This is a genomic window from Bradyrhizobium sp. 17, assembly GCF_023073515.1.
In the GTDB taxonomy this organism is placed as follows: Bacteria; Pseudomonadota; Alphaproteobacteria; order Rhizobiales; family Xanthobacteraceae; genus Bradyrhizobium; species Bradyrhizobium canariense_D.
Map to the genome: position 1 here is coordinate 344,956 of NZ_JADPJQ010000012.1, position 14,326 is coordinate 359,281.

Sequence of the window (14,326 nt, forward strand, 5' to 3'; positions counted from 1 at the left end):
CTATCGGCCACGCGTCCAAAGATAGCGAGCGTCCGGTTCTTTCTCCTCGTTTCGGGTCCCGTTGGTCTGCTCGATCAGCGTGAACCCGCGCGCTTCATAGAAGCGGCGCGCCAACGCGTTGCGCTGGAAGGTCCAGAGCTCCAGCTGTTCGCTGGCCTGCTTGGCGATATCGAGGAGTTCGGTGCCGACGCCGCGCCCTTGAACAGCAGGAAGGACGTAAAGCTGCTCGACCCAGCCGTCACGGACAGCGATGATTCCGCTCAGTACATCGGCATCGAAGCGTCCCCACACGCGGCACGTCGCCAAGACATGCTCGCGGTAGAACCAGCGGTCCTCATCCGGCGTATGCAGCCCAGCAAGCCAGGGCATCGCATGGTCGAATGCAGCCCGGTGAACCTGCGCCGCCGCGCCCATATCGATGAGCGCGAGCGGCCTGAGCATTAGTACTCGATCCCCAGCGCATGATAGATCCGTCGGTGCACGGCGGGCAGCGTCTCGGTGAGATCCTCCGCGATCAGGCCCGGCCCCGCCTCGCTCGCCGCTTCGCCATGCATCCACACCGCGATGCTGGCTGCTTCGAACGCCGGGACGCCCTGCGCAAGGAGGCCTGCGATGATGCCGGCGAGGACGTCGCCGGCACCCGCGGTGGCGAGCCAGGGCGGAGCGTTGGCGGCGATGGTGGCGCGGCCGTCGGGCGCGGCAATCGTGGTGTCGGCGCCCTTCAGCAGCACGACCGCGCCGGAGCGCTCGGCGGCGGCGCGCACGCGCTCGATCTTCGAGCGCCCCGGATGTTTATTGCTGAGGTCGGAGAACAGCCGCGGGAACTCGCCCTCGTGCGGCGTCAGCACCACCGCCTTGTCCTGCGACGTCTTGATCGATTCGAACAGGCGCTCGGGATTGGCGGCAAAGCTCGTCAGCGCATCCGCGTCGAGCACCAGGCGCCGCTGGGAGGTAAGCGCCGTGTGGACGAGATCGCAGGTGCGCTCGCCGACGCCCGCGCCAGGGCCGATGATGCAGGTGTTGTAACGCTTGTCGCCGAGCAGCTCGCCGAACTCGATGGCGGTATCGACGGGGTGAACCATCACCGCGGTGAGCGCAGCCGCATTGATCGCCAGCGCATCACGCGGCGTGGCCAGAGTCACCAGGCCCGCGCCGGCGCGCAGCGCCCCGCGCGCGGCGAGCCGCGCCGCACCGGTCGCCGCCGCATCGCCCGAGACCGCCAGCACATTACCTCGCGCGTATTTATGGCCGTCGATGCGCGGCACCGGAAAGGCCGAGCCCCAGAAGTCCGGATCGTTCTCAAAAATCCGCGGCGCGATCTCGTCCAGCACCTGCGCCTCGATGCCGATGTCGGCGACGCGGACGTGACCGCAATGCATGCGCCCCGGCAGCAGCAGATGCGCCGGCTTCTTGCGGAAGAAGGTGATGGTCTCGGCGGCGTTCACGGCCACGCCCAGCACGGCCGCGCTGGTGCCGTTGATGCCGCTCGGCAGGTCGACCGCGAGCACCGGCGCACCATTGGCGTTGATCGCCCCGATCATCTCACGCGCCTCGCCCTCGACGGGACGGCTGAGGCCCGCGCCGAACAGCGCATCGATGATCAGCGCCGGTCGCCCGATCGCCTGCGGGTTGAACGGGAGCACCGGGTGTTTCCAACCCCGCGCGGCCGAGGCCGCGTCGCCCTGGAGCTGGTCCCGCTCGCACATCAGGATCACCGAGACCTCGCGGCCTTGCGCCGCGAGCTCGGCGGCTGCGACAAAACCGTCCCCGCCGTTGTTGCCCGGGCCGGCCACGATCAGGATTGGCCCCTCCTCCACCAGCGCGTGGGCGGCCTCGGCGACCGCCTGACCGGCGCTGAGCATCAGCTTGAAGCCGGGGGTGCCTGCCGCAATGCTGAGCTGGTCGGCGCGCTGCATTTCGGCGTTGGTCAGAACTTCCATGCCACTTCCCTGTCCAAAAAGCGTTTTCAAGAGGCACGTTCCGCACCGGGCCATCCGACGGAACGACGATCTGCACAGATATTGAACCGTTTGCCTATTTCGTAGTCTGCGGTATTTTGTGCGGGTCGGCGCCACCTATCAGAGCTGCACGTTAAAGGGCTGATAACGCTCCAATAATCAGGGCATTTGCAACTTGGCATAGACCCTGCTTTCGCGGAAGTCGCTTCGGTTCGTCGTGTTCACTGGCATTTATCAGGGTGTGGCCGGCCGTTGTTGCCGGATTGGTCAGGGATCCCGGCATAGCGAAGACAAGATCATGCGTTAAGAAAAGCGCATCCTGACGAAGACGTTGCTATTGTTCGAAAGGCCGGGAGGCGCGCAGTGAAGAAAATCGAAGCCATCATCAAGCCATTCAAGCTCGACGAGGTGAAGGAAGCGCTTCAGGAAGTCGGCCTTCAGGGCATCACCGTCACCGAAGCCAAGGGCTTCGGCCGGCAGAAGGGTCACGCCGAGCTGTACCGCGGCGCAGAATACATCGTCGACTTCCTGCCCAAGGTGAAGATCGAGATCGTGATCGGCGACGATCTGGTCGAGCGCGCCATCGACGCAATCCGCCGCGCCGCGCAAACCGGGCGCATCGGCGACGGCAAGATTTTCGTCTCCAACATCGAAGAGGCGATCCGCATCCGAACCGGCGAATCCGGGCTGGACGCTATCTGAGCCGGGTGCTATCCCGCATTTTGCGACATTCTGACAAGAAATAGGCTGCTTCGGCGGCCTCGTTTTGTTTGTGCCTCGCGCGCCTCAAGAAGCGTGAACACGGTCGCTCGAAGTTTGGAAACCGACCCGCAGAGCCAAAAGGGGTATGCATGAAGACCGCCAAAGACGTCCTGAAATCGATCAAGGACAACGACGTCAAATACGTCGACCTGCGCTTCACCGATCCGCGCGGCAAGTGGCAGCACGTCACCTTCGACATCAGCATGATCGATGAGGACATTTTCGCCGAAGGCACGATGTTCGACGGCTCATCGATCGCCGGCTGGAAGGCGATCAACGAGTCCGACATGTGCCTGATGCCCGATCCGGTGACCGCGACGATCGATCCGTTCTTCGCCGAGACCACCATGGTCATCACCTGCGACGTGCTCGAGCCGACCACCGGCGAGCCCTACAACCGCGATCCCCGCGGCATCGCCAAGAAGGCCGAGGCGATGGTGAAGTCGATGGGCGTTGGCGACACCGTCTTCGTCGGCCCCGAAGCCGAATTCTTCGTGTTCGACGACGTGCGCTTCTCCGCCAATCCCTACAGCACCGGCTTCCGCCTCGACTCCTCGGAGCTGCCGACCAACTCCGACACCGAATATGAAGGCGGCAATCTCGGCCATCGTGTCCGCACCAAGGGCGGCTACTTCCCGGTGCCGCCGCAGGATTCCGTGCAGGACATGCGCTCGGAGATGCTCGGCGCCATGGCCAAGATGGGCGTGAAGGTCGAGAAGCACCATCACGAAGTCGCCTCCGCCCAGCACGAACTCGGCATGAAGTTCGACACGCTGACGCTGATGGCCGACCACATGCAGATCTACAAATACTGCATTCACCAGGTCGCGCACATCTACGGCAAGACCGCCACCTTCATGCCGAAGCCGGTCTTCGGCGACAACGGCTCGGGCATGCACGTGCACCAGTCGATCTGGAAGGACGGCAAGCCGGTGTTCGCCGGCAACAAATACGCGGACCTGTCGGAGACCTGCCTCCACTACATCGGCGGCATCATCAAGCACGCCAAGGCGATCAACGCCTTCACCAACCCGTCAACCAACTCCTACAAGCGTCTGGTCCCGGGCTATGAGGCTCCCGTGCTGCTGGCCTATTCCGCCCGCAACCGCTCCGCCTCCTGCCGCATCCCCTACACCGCTTCGCCGAAGGCCAAGCGCGTCGAGGTGCGCTTCCCCGATCCGCTCGCCAATCCCTATCTCGGTTTCGCCGCGATGCTGATGGCTGGCCTCGACGGCATCAAGAACAAGATCGATCCGGGTCCGGCGATGGACAAGGACCTCTACGATCTGCCGAAGGAAGAGCTGAAGCAGATCCCGACGGTGTGCGGCAGCTTGCGCGAGGCGCTCGAAAACCTCGACAAGGACCGCGGCTTCCTGAAGAACGGCGGCGTGTTCGACGACGATTTCATCGACGCTTATATCGAGCTGAAGATGACCGAAGTCGCCCGCTTCGAAATGACCCCGCACCCGGTCGAGTTCGAGATGTACTATTCGGGCTAGGCGGCCCGAACGACCACGACGCACGAAAGGCGCCCCTCGGGGCGCCTTTTTTGTGGTCATCGAGTTTCGTTCTGCGTCTGACTCCATTTCGTTCTCAAAGAACGAATCGGAATCGAGAAAACTGGCGCGCATCAATTCTTGATATCTGGTTTATTGCGCCCGAGAGATCGCGAGCGCTGTTGGTAATTCGCAGGATGCATTCAGCGCCGCGAAATCCATCCTGGAGACTAGTTCTCGTGCCTGTTTGCGAAAATCGCCAATCCTCCGCCGCCGGTCGCAACGATCGATAGCCTTATAGGCCTCGGCGCAGCCCCGCAGCTACGCCGCCGCGCGCTGCTTCGCCACCATGGCCTGACCGAACGCCTCGAACAGTTTTCGATTGATCGGATTGTGCTGCGGGTCGTATTCGGCGTGCCATTGCACGCCGAGCGCAAAGGTCTTGGCTTCCGCGATCCGGATCGCCTCGATGGTGCCGTCCTCGGCAATGCCCTCGATCAGCACGCGCTTGCCGGGATCGAGGATGCCCTGGCCGTGCAGCGAATTGACCCTGATCTTGTCACAGCCGAGCAATTCCGCGAACGCGCCGCCCGGTGTCAGATCGACGTCGTGACGATCGGCGAACACCACTGTCGGGTCGGGATGGATCTCACCGTTCTCAAGCCTTGGCATGCGATGGTTCATGCGGCCCGGGATTTCGCGGATCTCGGGATGCAGCGAGCCGCCGAAGGCGACGTTCATCTCCTGGAGGCCCCTGCAGATGCCGAACAGCGGGATACCGCGGGCAACGCAGGCGACCGAGAGCGCCAGCGCCACCTCGTCGCGGTGGATGTCGTAGGGCTCGTGCGCCTCACACGGATCGACGTTGAAACGGGTCGGGTGGACGTTGGCGCGGGCGCCGGTGAGCACGATTCCGTCGACGGTTTCGAGCAGCGCGCCGATATCGGTGATGTCGGGCGAGCCCGCGAACATCACCGGCAGGCCGCCGGAAACCTCGGCCACGGCGCGCAGATTACGCTCGCCGACCATCTGGACCTGAAATCGATTCTCAATGCGATGGGCGTTCCCGATCACGCCGACGACCGGCTTTCTCATCTCCCGTTCAGACCTCTCGCCGAAGACGATTCTCCAAACATGCCCCTGGGGTGGAACAAATTCAACAGAAGGGTACGCGGGACGGCAATGCTATTTTCGCGCAAATGCCTCCCGGGCCACGATCGCGCCGCCAAGGGGCAGGCCGGCGATCTTCAGCGCGGTCGCCGCCGGGTCGCCCGGCGCAGCCAACCAGGGCAGTTTCGTCTCGATTCCGCGCGTCACGGGCTCCCCGAGCGCGCCACCGAAATCGATCGGCCAAAGCCCGTTGGGCACTGTTTCGGCGGTAAGGCCACGGAGTGCGTAACCGTCGCCCAGCACCGCCTCCACATGGTCGCCGGCGACAAGGCGCGCGGTCGTAGGGTCCAGGGGATCGCCAAAGCTCACCAGCACGGGCATTAGGTCGCCCTGCACCGCGACGACGCCGGTCTGCCGGTTGAGCTCGTTGAACGAGACGCGGTTGCCTCGCGCAGCGCCATAAGCGCGGAGCGCGACATAGTTGATGTCGTCGAGATCGAGCTTCGCGCCCTGCTGATGCGCGAGCAATGCCACCACATTCTTTCCCCGGCCGAGGTCGACGAACACGGCCTCGCCGCGCATCGTGGTGCGGCCGCCCCGGCTATAGCCGCGATCGGGCACGACGGACAGAATGCCCGACCCGGTCTTGATCCCGTCAGGCGTCGTCACCTCGACCGCGAGGCGATATTTGTGACCGGGCCGATTGATCCGGATCTGGTCGCCAATCACGAGCACGGCCAGAAGCCCGAGCAGACCCACCCATTTGCTGATGAAACTCAAGCGCGCCCCACCTGTTCTCTCCTCGTCGGTCTGCACCGTTCATACGGCAGCGTCAAACCAGCGCGTTGACGCGGTCTTGATCAAAAGCGTGTTTGTCGAAAGAGTGCCCCCCGGTCCACCTAAAGGACATTGCGTGATCACATTCCCGAATGAACGACCCCCGACCCGTTTTGATCTGGCTTGGGGCATTTCGGTCGGCGGCATCGGTGTGGTGCTGTTCGCCGTGCTGCTCGCGTTCTCCTGGTACTTCGCCACCACCCTGCTCCTGATCTTCGCCGGGGTGCTGCTGGGCCTTGGGCTCAACGCGCTGACCAACGCGCTTGGCCGGCACGCGCGTCTTCCGCATACGCTGCGGCTCGCGATCGTCTGCTTGGCCCTCGCGCTGATGCTCGCGGGCATCGCATATCTCGGCGGCGCCACCATCGCCGATCAGGCGGCGGGACTCAGCAAAACCATCAAATCCCAGATCGGCAACGTCAAATCATTCCTGGACAATCACGGCATCGACACCAGCTTCTTCGATTTCGGGAGCTCCGGACCCGGTTCGTCTCCCGACGCGCAACCGGAGCCGATGCCGTCGGCCGGCACGGCGTCGCGCGGGGCAATACCCGGCGCAGGCGCCCTTGCCTCCAGCGGCGGGGCGATCGTCAGCCAGACGTTCAAGCTGCTGCTTGGCACCATCCACGGCGTGGGAAACATCTTCATCGTGCTGTTTCTGGGAGTCGCCTTCGCCGCCCAACCCAGCGTCTATCGCGAGGGATTGCTGTTCATCGCGCCTGCAAAACATCGCGCGCGCACGGCCGTCATCATCGACCGCGTCAGCGAGACACTTGAACGATGGCTGATCGCACAGATGATCGTCATGCTCGCGGTCGGCGCGGTAACCTGGATCGGGCTTCTCATCATCGGCATCCCGGGCTCCTTCATTCTCGGGATTCAGGCGGGACTGCTCGGCTTCATTCCGACCGTCGGCGCCATCATAGCCGGCGTCGTGGTCGTGCTGGCGAGCCTCGCCTCAGGATGGATTCCGGCGCTGTCGGCGTTTCTCCTCTTCATGGGCGTCCACGCCATGGAGAGCTACGTGCTGACGCCCCTGCTGCAGCGGCAGGCACTGGACATTCCGCCGGCCACGCTGTTCGCGTTCCAGATCCTGCTCGGCGTCGTGTTCGGGATCTGGGGCCTGGCGCTGGCGCTGCCACTGGTCGCCATCGCCAAAGTCGTGATCGACCATTTCAAGACGTATGAAGCGCCGCCTCTGGCGGAGGCGGCCTGAGCCGCCTCAGGTGATGAGCACGGTTTCGGTGTGCTCCACCTCAGGCGGTGCCGCAAAATACTGGCCGACGAGGCCGCGCCATTCGGTGAAATTCTCGGAGCCGCGAAAATCGACGGTGTGGTTCTCGAGCGTCTCCCACTTCACCATCAGACGATAGCGCTGCGGCTTCTCGATCGACTTGTGCAGCTCGAAACCGTGAAAACCCTTGGAGCGGCCGAAAGCGGCCTTCGCCTTGGCAACGGCGGCCTCAAAATCCTTCTCGCTGCCCGGCTTGACGTCGATTTGCGCGATCTCGGTGATCATCTGTTTCCACCCATTTTGTTCGATGGGCGTGTCTACCGCAGCCCGCGACAAAGAAAAAGGCGCCGAAACGGCGCCCTGCCCGGTCCAAGAATGCAGATCACTCAGGCGAGCAGCAGAACGGTGCCCACCACCATCAGCGCACAACCGGCGAACAGCGCGAGCGGCCAGTAATTGCGGCCTTGCGTGTAGCGCCCCTGGGCGCGGCGCTCGGTGATCAGCGCGCTCTCGTATTCGTCCGCGGTCGAGAACAGGCACGCGAAGCCGCCGCGTGCCGAAGTCGCCGCGGCTTCGAGCGACATCAAGGCGGTCTGCGGGTTCTGTCGACGGATCGATTCCATGACCGCAATGGTAGGGATCGAATGGTAAACAGGGGATTACCGCGAGGCCTCCTTTGCCTAGGCGGTCGCCGGCTGCGCTTTGGACTGCGTGTTGGGCACGCCGATCCGCGCGGCGCTCTGGCGGCGCCAGTTCTCCAGCGACAGTGGCAGCTCCTCCGCCGACTCGACGCGGTTTCGGCCGCCGCGCTTGGCCTGGTAGAGCGCGGTGTCGGCCGAGGCCAGCAGCACTTCGAGCTCGGTGCCGGCCGGACCGCCGGCGACGCCGATGCTGACGGTGGTGTCGACCGGGCCCTCGTCGACGACGACGCCGGAGGTCTCGAAGGCCTCGCGCACGCGCTCAGCGACCAGCACACCCTCCTCGAGCGAACACGGCAGGAGGGCGGCGAACTCCTCGCCGCCGATGCGACCCGACATGTCGCTGATGCGCAGATTGCTGACGACGACGGTCGAGAACAGTTTCAGCATCTCGTCGCCGGCGGGATGGCCGAACCGGTCGTTGATCGACTTGAAATGATCGATATCGAAGATCATCACGGTCACGGGACGTCCGGCCTTTGCCTCGCGCTCGATCACGCGCCCGCAGGCTTCCGAGAAGCCGCGGCGGTTGAGCATGCCGGTCAGCGGATCGGTGGAGGCGGCGGTCCGGTGCGCGGTGACGGTGCGATCGGACACCAGCATGAAGATCACGAACACGGTGCCGACGGCATAAAGCACGAGCTCGACCGCGAACACGGTGACCCAGATGCTGCTGGCGAAACCCGCTTCGTGCGGACGCAGGAAGCTGCCGAGCACGATCGGCAGCATCAAGACGCAGCCGTGCATCACCGGCACCACGAAGGCCGGCCAGCGCCGTTGCAGGCTCTTGCGTCGCTCGACCCAGAGCTCGCTGGCGGTCAACGCCGCATAGACCGACACGATGCCGGCGCCGACGATCATGCGCAGCATGGACGCGGGGGGATCGAGCAGCGTGGCGGCAGCGACCCAGGCGAGCGCGCCGACCAGGAGACCCGGCCAATTCGGCTTGCGGCCGTGGAAGACGCGCGCCGCATTCCACACCATGCCGCACGCGACGAAGCCGACCGCGTTCAGCGCAAGGTAAAGATGCGGCCCCAATCTGTCGCCCGCCGCCGTCCAGAGCGCGACCGATGCGGCGCCGAGGAGATAGGCGGTGCCCCACCATTTCAGCGCAGCGCTATTCTCCTGCCTTCCGAAAAACACCATCATGGCGCCGAGCAGTGCGGCGACCATGGTGGCGACCAAATAGAGCGTGATGCTATCGAGCGACATCATGTCGGCCCCCTTCTAGACATAGCAGTTACGCGATCGGATCAACCGATTTGCGCGCCCTTCCAAAAGCGACGCTATGTCCCGCGGGTTCCATTCAGGTTTTCATGCGAGCCCAAGTTTTCAGGAAACACGCCATCAATTTGCATACAAACGAACAGCAAAAAGGGCGCTGAAATCAGCGCCCTTTTGCATCTCATTGAAGCCGCTTTCGCGACGAATGCGACCGATGCGATTAACGCTTCGAGAACTGGAAGGACCGGCGGGCCTTGGCCTTGCCGTACTTCTTGCGCTCGACCACGCGGGAGTCGCGGGTGAGGAAGCCGCCCTTTTTGAGCACGGTGCGCAGCTCCGGCTCGAAATAGGTCAGTGCCTTGGAGATGCCGTGACGGACGGCACCGGCCTGGCCGGACAGACCACCGCCGGCGACGGTGCAGATCACGTCATACTGGCCGGACCGCGCGGCCACGGAGAACGGCTGCTCGATCATCATGCGCAGCACGGGACGGGCGAAATAGACCTCGACCTCGCGCGCGTTGACCGTGACCTTGCCGGCGCCTGGCTTGATCCAGACGCGGGCGACCGCGTCCTTGCGCTTGCCGGTGGCATAGGCGCGGTTGAACTTGTCGACTTTCTTCTCGTGCTTGGGCGCGTCGGGCGCGGCCGCCGTCTTGAGCTGCGAGAGCTGGTCGAGCGACTGGATGGATTCGGCCATGTTATGCGGCCCTCGTGTTCTTGCGGTTCAACTTGGCGATGTCGATCTTCTCGGGCGTCTGGGCCTCGTGCGGATGATCGGCGCCGCCATAGACGCGCAGGTTGCCCATCTGGACGCGACCGAGCGGGCCACGCGGGATCATGCGCTCGACGGCCTTCTCCAGCACGCGCTCGGGATGCTTGCCCTCGAGGATCTGGCGCGCGGTGCGCTCCTTGACGTGGCCGACATAGCCGGTGTGCTTGTAATAGGTCTTCTGCTCGCGCTTGCGGCCGGTGAGAACCGCATGCTGCGCGTTGATGATGATGATGTTGTCGCCGCAATCAACGTGCGGGGTGTAGGTCGGGAGGTGCTTGCCGCGCAGGCGCATGGCGACGATGGTGGCGAGACGGCCGACGACCAGACCCTTGGCGTCGATCAGTACCCACTTCTTCGTCACCTCAGCCGGCTTTGCCGAAAAGGTTTTCATGTCAGAGTTTCCGTGAACGGGGAGCATCGGCGCGAACACCGCACCGGACTGGCGGTTTTTTAGAGAACAGAGGCGCCGCGGTCAATGCCCAAAGGCGGAATTTACTTGTTCAATATCAACGACTTAGAAATATGGTATTAAGATACCCGTAAAAAGTTCAAACGTTTGGAATGGAATAGGTCGAGGTGACATGCGCAATCGGATCGGGCGAGGTGCCGGACAATAGCTTCACCTCACCGACTGCGAGGCGCTTGCCGAGCTTGAGCAGCCGCGCCTCCGCCAGCACGTCCTGCCCGGGCTGGCCCTTGCGCAGGAAGTTAATGTTGAGATTGGTGGTCACCGCGAGCCCGATCGGCCCGATCGCGGACAACAGCACCACGTACATCGCGAAATCGGCGAGCGCCATCAGGGTCGGGCCGGACACGGTTCCACCCGGCCGCAGCATCTTTTCGCTATAGCGCTGACGCAAAAGGCAGGCCTGACCGTCCGCGCTCTCGATCGTGATGTCGTCGCCGCTGAAGGCCTGGGGAAACTCATTGCGGAGGAACTGCTCGAGCTCCGCCACGCTCATTTTCGCTAACGCCATGCTGCCCCTCACCCTCGCTTCACGTCCCCTGTTACATTAAGTTATCTGCGTCATCCAATCGCAATAATCCAACCGGAAACGCTTTGATGTCCGTCCAGGCCGCCCGCGCCCCCTCCCCGCAACTGCCGATCCTGCTGCGCGAGACCGTCGGCCCTATCGCGGTCCTGACCCTGAACCGCCCGGCCGCCCGCAACAGCCTGTCGGCGGCGATGATCGCAAGCCTGCATGCCGAGCTCAACGAGATCCGCGACGACAAGTCCGTCCGCGGCGTCGTGATCGCGGCCAACGGTCCCGCCTTCTCCGCCGGCCACGACATGAAGGAGCTGACCGCGCGTCGCGGCGACCCGGATCGCGGCCGTGCCTTCTTCGCCGAGATGATGACCGCCTGCAGCGCGATGATGCAGGCGATCGTGCACCTGCCCAAGCCCGTGGTCGCATCCGTTCAGGGCATCGCCACTGCCGCCGGCTGCCAGCTCGTGGCAAGCTGCGATCTCGCGATCGCCTCGGAAGCAGCACACTTCGCCACTCCGGGCGTCGACATCGGCCTGTTCTGCTCGACGCCAATGGTGGCGCTGTCGCGCAATGTGCCGCGCAAGCAGGCGATGGAGATGTTGCTGACAGGCGAGCCGATCCCAGCCGCACGCGCCCGCGAGATCGGGCTCGTCAATCGTGTCGTCGCCGCCGGCAACGAGCGCCATGCCGCCATTGCGCTCGCCGAACAGGTCGCGCTGAAATCCGCCTATACCGTCAAGCTCGGCAAGGAGGCGTTCTACCGCCAGGCCGAGATGAACCTTGCAGATGCCTATCGCTATGCGGCAGAGGTGATGACCGAGAACATGATGGCGCGCGACGCCGAGGAAGGCATCGACGCCTTCATCGAGAAGCGCACGCCGACATGGCGGGATGAGTAATTCGTCATTGCGAGCGAAGCGAAGCAATCCAGAATCCCTCCTCGAAGACAGACTGGATTGCTTCGTCGCTTCGCTCCTCGCAATGACGGCGAAAGATGAGCCCGAAAAGATGAGCCAATGAACCACGACGCCTATCCCGACAATTACATCCGGGGCATCCTCAACAACGTGAAATCGATCGCGATGGTCGGCGCCTCGCCGGCCAACGTGCGGCCGAGCTATTTCGCGTTCAAATATCTGGCCCAGCGTGGCTACGACATGATCCCGGTCAATCCCGGCCATGTCGGCAAGGAGCTGCTCGGAAAACCCTTCGTCGCCTCGCTGTCCGACATCGGCCGTCCCGTCGACATGATCGACATTTTCCGCAACTCCAGCCACATCATGCCCGTGGTCGAGGAAGCCCTCACGCTCGATCCGCTGCCGATGGTGATCTGGATGCAGTTGGGGGCACGCGACGACGCGGCGGCGCTGAAGGCGGAATCGGTCGGTATCAAGGTGGTGATGAACCGCTGCCCCAAGATCGAATATGGCCGCCTGTCGTCGGAGATCTCGTGGATGGGCGTCAATTCACGCACGCTGAGCTCGAAACGCGCTCCGGTGCCGACGCAGGGCATGCGGCTATCCCTCAATCGGATGAGTGTCGGCGGCGGCGAAACCGCGGCATCGGACCGCGCCGCCAAAAACAAGACCGAGCAAAGCTGACGCAGTTGCGAAGGTTTCATTTCGCGAACGCGACAATGCGTAGCACGATCGTTCCGATGTGAAGCCGCGCCTTGACGGCAGCCGCGGCGCCAATCAGCATGCCGCGCGATTTCAGACCACGACAACAGGACGCCCTCAATGAGCGATCGCCTTCCGGGATTTTCGACCCTCGCCGTGCATGCCGGTGCACAGCCCGATCCCACCACTGGTGCGCGCGCGACTCCGATCTATCAAACGACGTCGTTCGTCTTCAACGACGCCGACCACGCCGCCTCTCTGTTCGGCCTGCAGGCCTTCGGCAACATCTATACCCGCATCGGCAATCCCACCAACGCGGTGCTGGAAGAGCGCGTCGCAGCACTCGAAGGCGGCACGGCCGCGCTGGCGGTGGCCTCGGGCCATGCCGCGCAGGTCGTGGTGTTGCAGCAATTGCTCCAGCCCGGCGACGAGTTCATCGCCGCGCGAAAGCTCTATGGCGGCTCCATCAACCAGTTCACCCACGCGTTCAAGAGCTTCGGCTGGAACGTGGTATGGGCCGATCCCGACGACATCGCGAGCTTCGAACGCGCGGTCACGCCGCGCACGAAAGCGATCTTCATCGAGTCCATCGCCAATCCCGCCGGCAGCATCACCGACATCGAGGCGATCTCGACGGTGGCGCGCAAGGCGGGCGTCCCGCTGATCGTCGACAATACGCTGGCCTCGCCCTATCTGATCCGCCCGATCGACCACGGCGCCGACATCGTCGTGCACTCGCTGACGAAATTTCTCGGCGGCCACGGCAATTCGATCGGCGGCATCATCGTCGATGCCGGCGCTTTCGACTGGTCGACAGGCGGCAAATATCCGATGCTATCGGAGCCGCGGCCCGAATATCACGGCATCCGGCTCCAGGAGACGTTTGGCAATTTCGCCTTCGCGATCGCCTGCCGCGTGCTCGGCCTGCGCGACCTCGGACCCGCGCTGTCGCCGTTCAACGCCTTCATGATCCTCACCGGCATCGAGACATTGCCGCTGCGCATGCAGAAGCACTGCGACAATGCGAAAGCGGTCGCCGAATTCCTCGCCGGCCATCCGGCGGTGGCCGCGGTGAACTATGCGGGCCTTGCAAGCGACAAGTACAACCAGCTCGCGCGCAAATACGCGCCGAAGGGTGCCGGCGCCGTGTTCACCTTCAGCCTGAAGGGCGGCTACGATGCCGGCGTCAGCCTGGTGTCGAAGTTGCAGCTGTTCTCGCATCTGGCCAATGTCGGCGACACCCGCTCGCTGGTCATCCATCCGGCCTCGACCACGCACAGCCAGCTCGACGACGCCGCTAAGGTCAAGTCCGGCGCCGGCCCCGACGTGGTGCGGCTCTCGATCGGCATCGAGGACAAGGAAGATTTGATCGCCGATCTGGAACAGGCGCTGGGCACGTAGCTGTCCTGGTCATTCCGGGGCGCCTGAGTGCGCCCCGGAATATGGCTCCAGTTAACAGTCATTAACCATATCTGCCGCATACATCGTCACTGGATCGCCCCTTTGATTCGGAGCCGACGATGCTGCGCTGGATGGTGCCTGCCCTTGCGGCGATGCTGACGGTCTCAGCTGCGATTGCCGCCGATTTGCCGGCCACGCCAAAGCGGCGGGCGGCCGCTCCGCC

The 14,326-nt window shown here is 63.9% G+C and carries 16 protein-coding genes; 6 read left to right on the forward strand and 10 right to left on the reverse strand.

Annotated features, from left to right (window positions below; translation table 11 throughout):
• Nucleotides 1-441, reverse strand: a complete 441-nt coding sequence (locus IVB13_RS02865; RefSeq protein WP_085353367.1) for a GNAT family N-acetyltransferase — start codon at nucleotides 439-441, stop codon at nucleotides 1-3.
• Nucleotides 441-1,940: an NAD(P)H-hydrate dehydratase gene (locus tag IVB13_RS02870; RefSeq protein ID WP_247487596.1), complete on the reverse strand. Its 1,500-nt coding sequence runs from the start codon at nucleotides 1,938-1,940 to the stop codon at nucleotides 441-443. The genes IVB13_RS02865 and IVB13_RS02870 overlap by 1 nt, the downstream gene beginning before the upstream one ends.
• A gap of 381 nt (nucleotides 1,941-2,321) precedes the next feature.
• Between IVB13_RS02870 and IVB13_RS02875 the strand changes: the two genes are divergently transcribed.
• Both IVB13_RS02875 and glnA read left to right on the forward strand, forming a co-directional pair.
• Nucleotides 2,322-2,660 (forward strand): P-II family nitrogen regulator, encoded by a 339-nt coding sequence (locus IVB13_RS02875; protein ID WP_007603495.1) that lies wholly within the window; start codon nucleotides 2,322-2,324, stop codon nucleotides 2,658-2,660.
• A 149-nt stretch (nucleotides 2,661-2,809) separates the two neighbouring features.
• The gene (gene glnA / locus IVB13_RS02880; protein WP_007603494.1) at nucleotides 2,810-4,219 is read left to right on the forward strand and encodes a type I glutamate--ammonia ligase; all 1,410 of its coding nucleotides are present in this window, start codon (nucleotides 2,810-2,812) and stop codon (nucleotides 4,217-4,219) included.
• A 318-nt stretch (nucleotides 4,220-4,537) separates the two neighbouring features.
• Here the strand turns inward: glnA and IVB13_RS02885 are convergent, their stop codons facing one another.
• Both IVB13_RS02885 and IVB13_RS02890 read right to left on the reverse strand, forming a co-directional pair.
• The gene (locus tag IVB13_RS02885) at nucleotides 4,538-5,311 is read right to left on the reverse strand and encodes a gamma-glutamyl-gamma-aminobutyrate hydrolase family protein (RefSeq protein ID WP_247487597.1); all 774 of its coding nucleotides are present in this window, start codon (nucleotides 5,309-5,311) and stop codon (nucleotides 4,538-4,540) included.
• Nucleotides 5,312-5,401: 90 nt separating this feature from the next.
• A complete protein-coding gene (locus tag IVB13_RS02890) occupies nucleotides 5,402-6,106 on the reverse strand; it encodes a hypothetical protein (RefSeq protein ID WP_026232881.1) in 705 nt (234 codons plus the stop codon).
• Nucleotides 6,107-6,242: 136 nt separating this feature from the next.
• Here IVB13_RS02890 and IVB13_RS02895 point away from each other — a divergent pair, with 136 nt between their 5' ends.
• Nucleotides 6,243-7,379, forward strand: coding sequence for an AI-2E family transporter (locus tag IVB13_RS02895; RefSeq protein WP_247487689.1), 1,137 nt, complete (start codon nucleotides 6,243-6,245; stop codon nucleotides 7,377-7,379).
• 6 nt (nucleotides 7,380-7,385) lie between these two features.
• On the opposite strand, the gene IVB13_RS02900 is transcribed toward IVB13_RS02895, so the two are convergent.
• The 6 genes from IVB13_RS02900 to IVB13_RS02925 form a co-directional block, all read right to left on the reverse strand.
• Nucleotides 7,386-7,682 carry an antibiotic biosynthesis monooxygenase family protein gene (locus IVB13_RS02900; protein WP_018455117.1) on the reverse strand — a complete coding sequence of 99 codons (297 nt, stop codon included), beginning with the start codon at nucleotides 7,680-7,682 and terminating at the stop codon, nucleotides 7,386-7,388.
• Nucleotides 7,683-7,783: 101 nt separating this feature from the next.
• Nucleotides 7,784-8,020 (reverse strand): hypothetical protein, encoded by a 237-nt coding sequence (locus tag IVB13_RS02905; RefSeq protein ID WP_018455118.1) that lies wholly within the window; start codon nucleotides 8,018-8,020, stop codon nucleotides 7,784-7,786.
• Nucleotides 8,021-8,077: 57 nt separating this feature from the next.
• A complete protein-coding gene (locus IVB13_RS02910) occupies nucleotides 8,078-9,310 on the reverse strand; it encodes a GGDEF domain-containing protein (RefSeq protein WP_247487599.1) in 1,233 nt (410 codons plus the stop codon).
• Nucleotides 9,311-9,539: 229 nt separating this feature from the next.
• Nucleotides 9,540-10,019 (reverse strand): 30S ribosomal protein S9, encoded by a 480-nt coding sequence (gene rpsI / locus IVB13_RS02915; protein WP_007603485.1) that lies wholly within the window; start codon nucleotides 10,017-10,019, stop codon nucleotides 9,540-9,542.
• Nucleotide 10,020: 1 nt separating this feature from the next.
• Complete coding sequence (rplM, locus tag IVB13_RS02920) at nucleotides 10,021-10,485, reverse strand: 50S ribosomal protein L13 (RefSeq protein ID WP_018455120.1); 465 nt, start codon at nucleotides 10,483-10,485, stop codon at nucleotides 10,021-10,023.
• A 157-nt stretch (nucleotides 10,486-10,642) separates the two neighbouring features.
• Nucleotides 10,643-11,071, reverse strand: a complete 429-nt coding sequence (locus IVB13_RS02925) for a PaaI family thioesterase (RefSeq protein WP_007603483.1) — start codon at nucleotides 11,069-11,071, stop codon at nucleotides 10,643-10,645.
• Nucleotides 11,072-11,157: 86 nt separating this feature from the next.
• Here IVB13_RS02925 and IVB13_RS02930 point away from each other — a divergent pair, with 86 nt between their 5' ends.
• From IVB13_RS02930 to IVB13_RS02940, 3 genes are all read left to right on the forward strand, one after another.
• Entirely contained in the window at nucleotides 11,158-11,982 is an 825-nt protein-coding gene (locus IVB13_RS02930) for an enoyl-CoA hydratase (RefSeq protein WP_247487601.1), read from the forward strand.
• A gap of 117 nt (nucleotides 11,983-12,099) precedes the next feature.
• A complete protein-coding gene (locus tag IVB13_RS02935) occupies nucleotides 12,100-12,684 on the forward strand; it encodes a CoA-binding protein (RefSeq protein ID WP_085384765.1) in 585 nt (194 codons plus the stop codon).
• Between the two features lie 138 nt (nucleotides 12,685-12,822).
• Nucleotides 12,823-14,103, forward strand: coding sequence for an O-acetylhomoserine aminocarboxypropyltransferase (locus IVB13_RS02940; RefSeq protein WP_247487603.1), 1,281 nt, complete (start codon nucleotides 12,823-12,825; stop codon nucleotides 14,101-14,103).
• The last annotated feature ends 223 nt before the right edge of the window (nucleotides 14,104-14,326 follow it).

What these genes read in the sequence shown, in the direction of transcription:
- IVB13_RS02870 (WP_247487596.1), bottom strand. Translation starts at nt 1,940, where the DNA reads ATGGAAGTTCTGACCAACGCCGAAATGCAGCGCGCCGACCAGCTCAGC.
- IVB13_RS02910 (WP_247487599.1), bottom strand. Translation starts at nt 9,310, where the DNA reads ATGATGTCGCTCGATAGCATCACGCTCTATTTGGTCGCCACCATGGTC.
- rpsI (WP_007603485.1), bottom strand. Translation starts at nt 10,019, where the DNA reads ATGGCCGAATCCATCCAGTCGCTCGACCAGCTCTCGCAGCTCAAGACG.
- glnA (WP_007603494.1), top strand. Translation starts at nt 2,810, where the DNA reads ATGAAGACCGCCAAAGACGTCCTGAAATCGATCAAGGACAACGACGTC.
- IVB13_RS02925 (WP_007603483.1), bottom strand. Translation starts at nt 11,071, where the DNA reads ATGGCGTTAGCGAAAATGAGCGTGGCGGAGCTCGAGCAGTTCCTCCGC.
- rplM (WP_018455120.1), bottom strand. Translation starts at nt 10,485, where the DNA reads ATGAAAACCTTTTCGGCAAAGCCGGCTGAGGTGACGAAGAAGTGGGTA.
- IVB13_RS02930 (WP_247487601.1), top strand. Translation starts at nt 11,158, where the DNA reads ATGTCCGTCCAGGCCGCCCGCGCCCCCTCCCCGCAACTGCCGATCCTG.
- IVB13_RS02905 (WP_018455118.1), bottom strand. Translation starts at nt 8,020, where the DNA reads ATGGAATCGATCCGTCGACAGAACCCGCAGACCGCCTTGATGTCGCTC.
- IVB13_RS02885 (WP_247487597.1), bottom strand. Translation starts at nt 5,311, where the DNA reads ATGAGAAAGCCGGTCGTCGGCGTGATCGGGAACGCCCATCGCATTGAG.
- IVB13_RS02865 (WP_085353367.1), bottom strand. Translation starts at nt 441, where the DNA reads ATGCTCAGGCCGCTCGCGCTCATCGATATGGGCGCGGCGGCGCAGGTT.
- IVB13_RS02940 (WP_247487603.1), top strand. Translation starts at nt 12,823, where the DNA reads ATGAGCGATCGCCTTCCGGGATTTTCGACCCTCGCCGTGCATGCCGGT.
- IVB13_RS02900 (WP_018455117.1), bottom strand. Translation starts at nt 7,682, where the DNA reads ATGATCACCGAGATCGCGCAAATCGACGTCAAGCCGGGCAGCGAGAAG.
- IVB13_RS02935 (WP_085384765.1), top strand. Translation starts at nt 12,100, where the DNA reads ATGAACCACGACGCCTATCCCGACAATTACATCCGGGGCATCCTCAAC.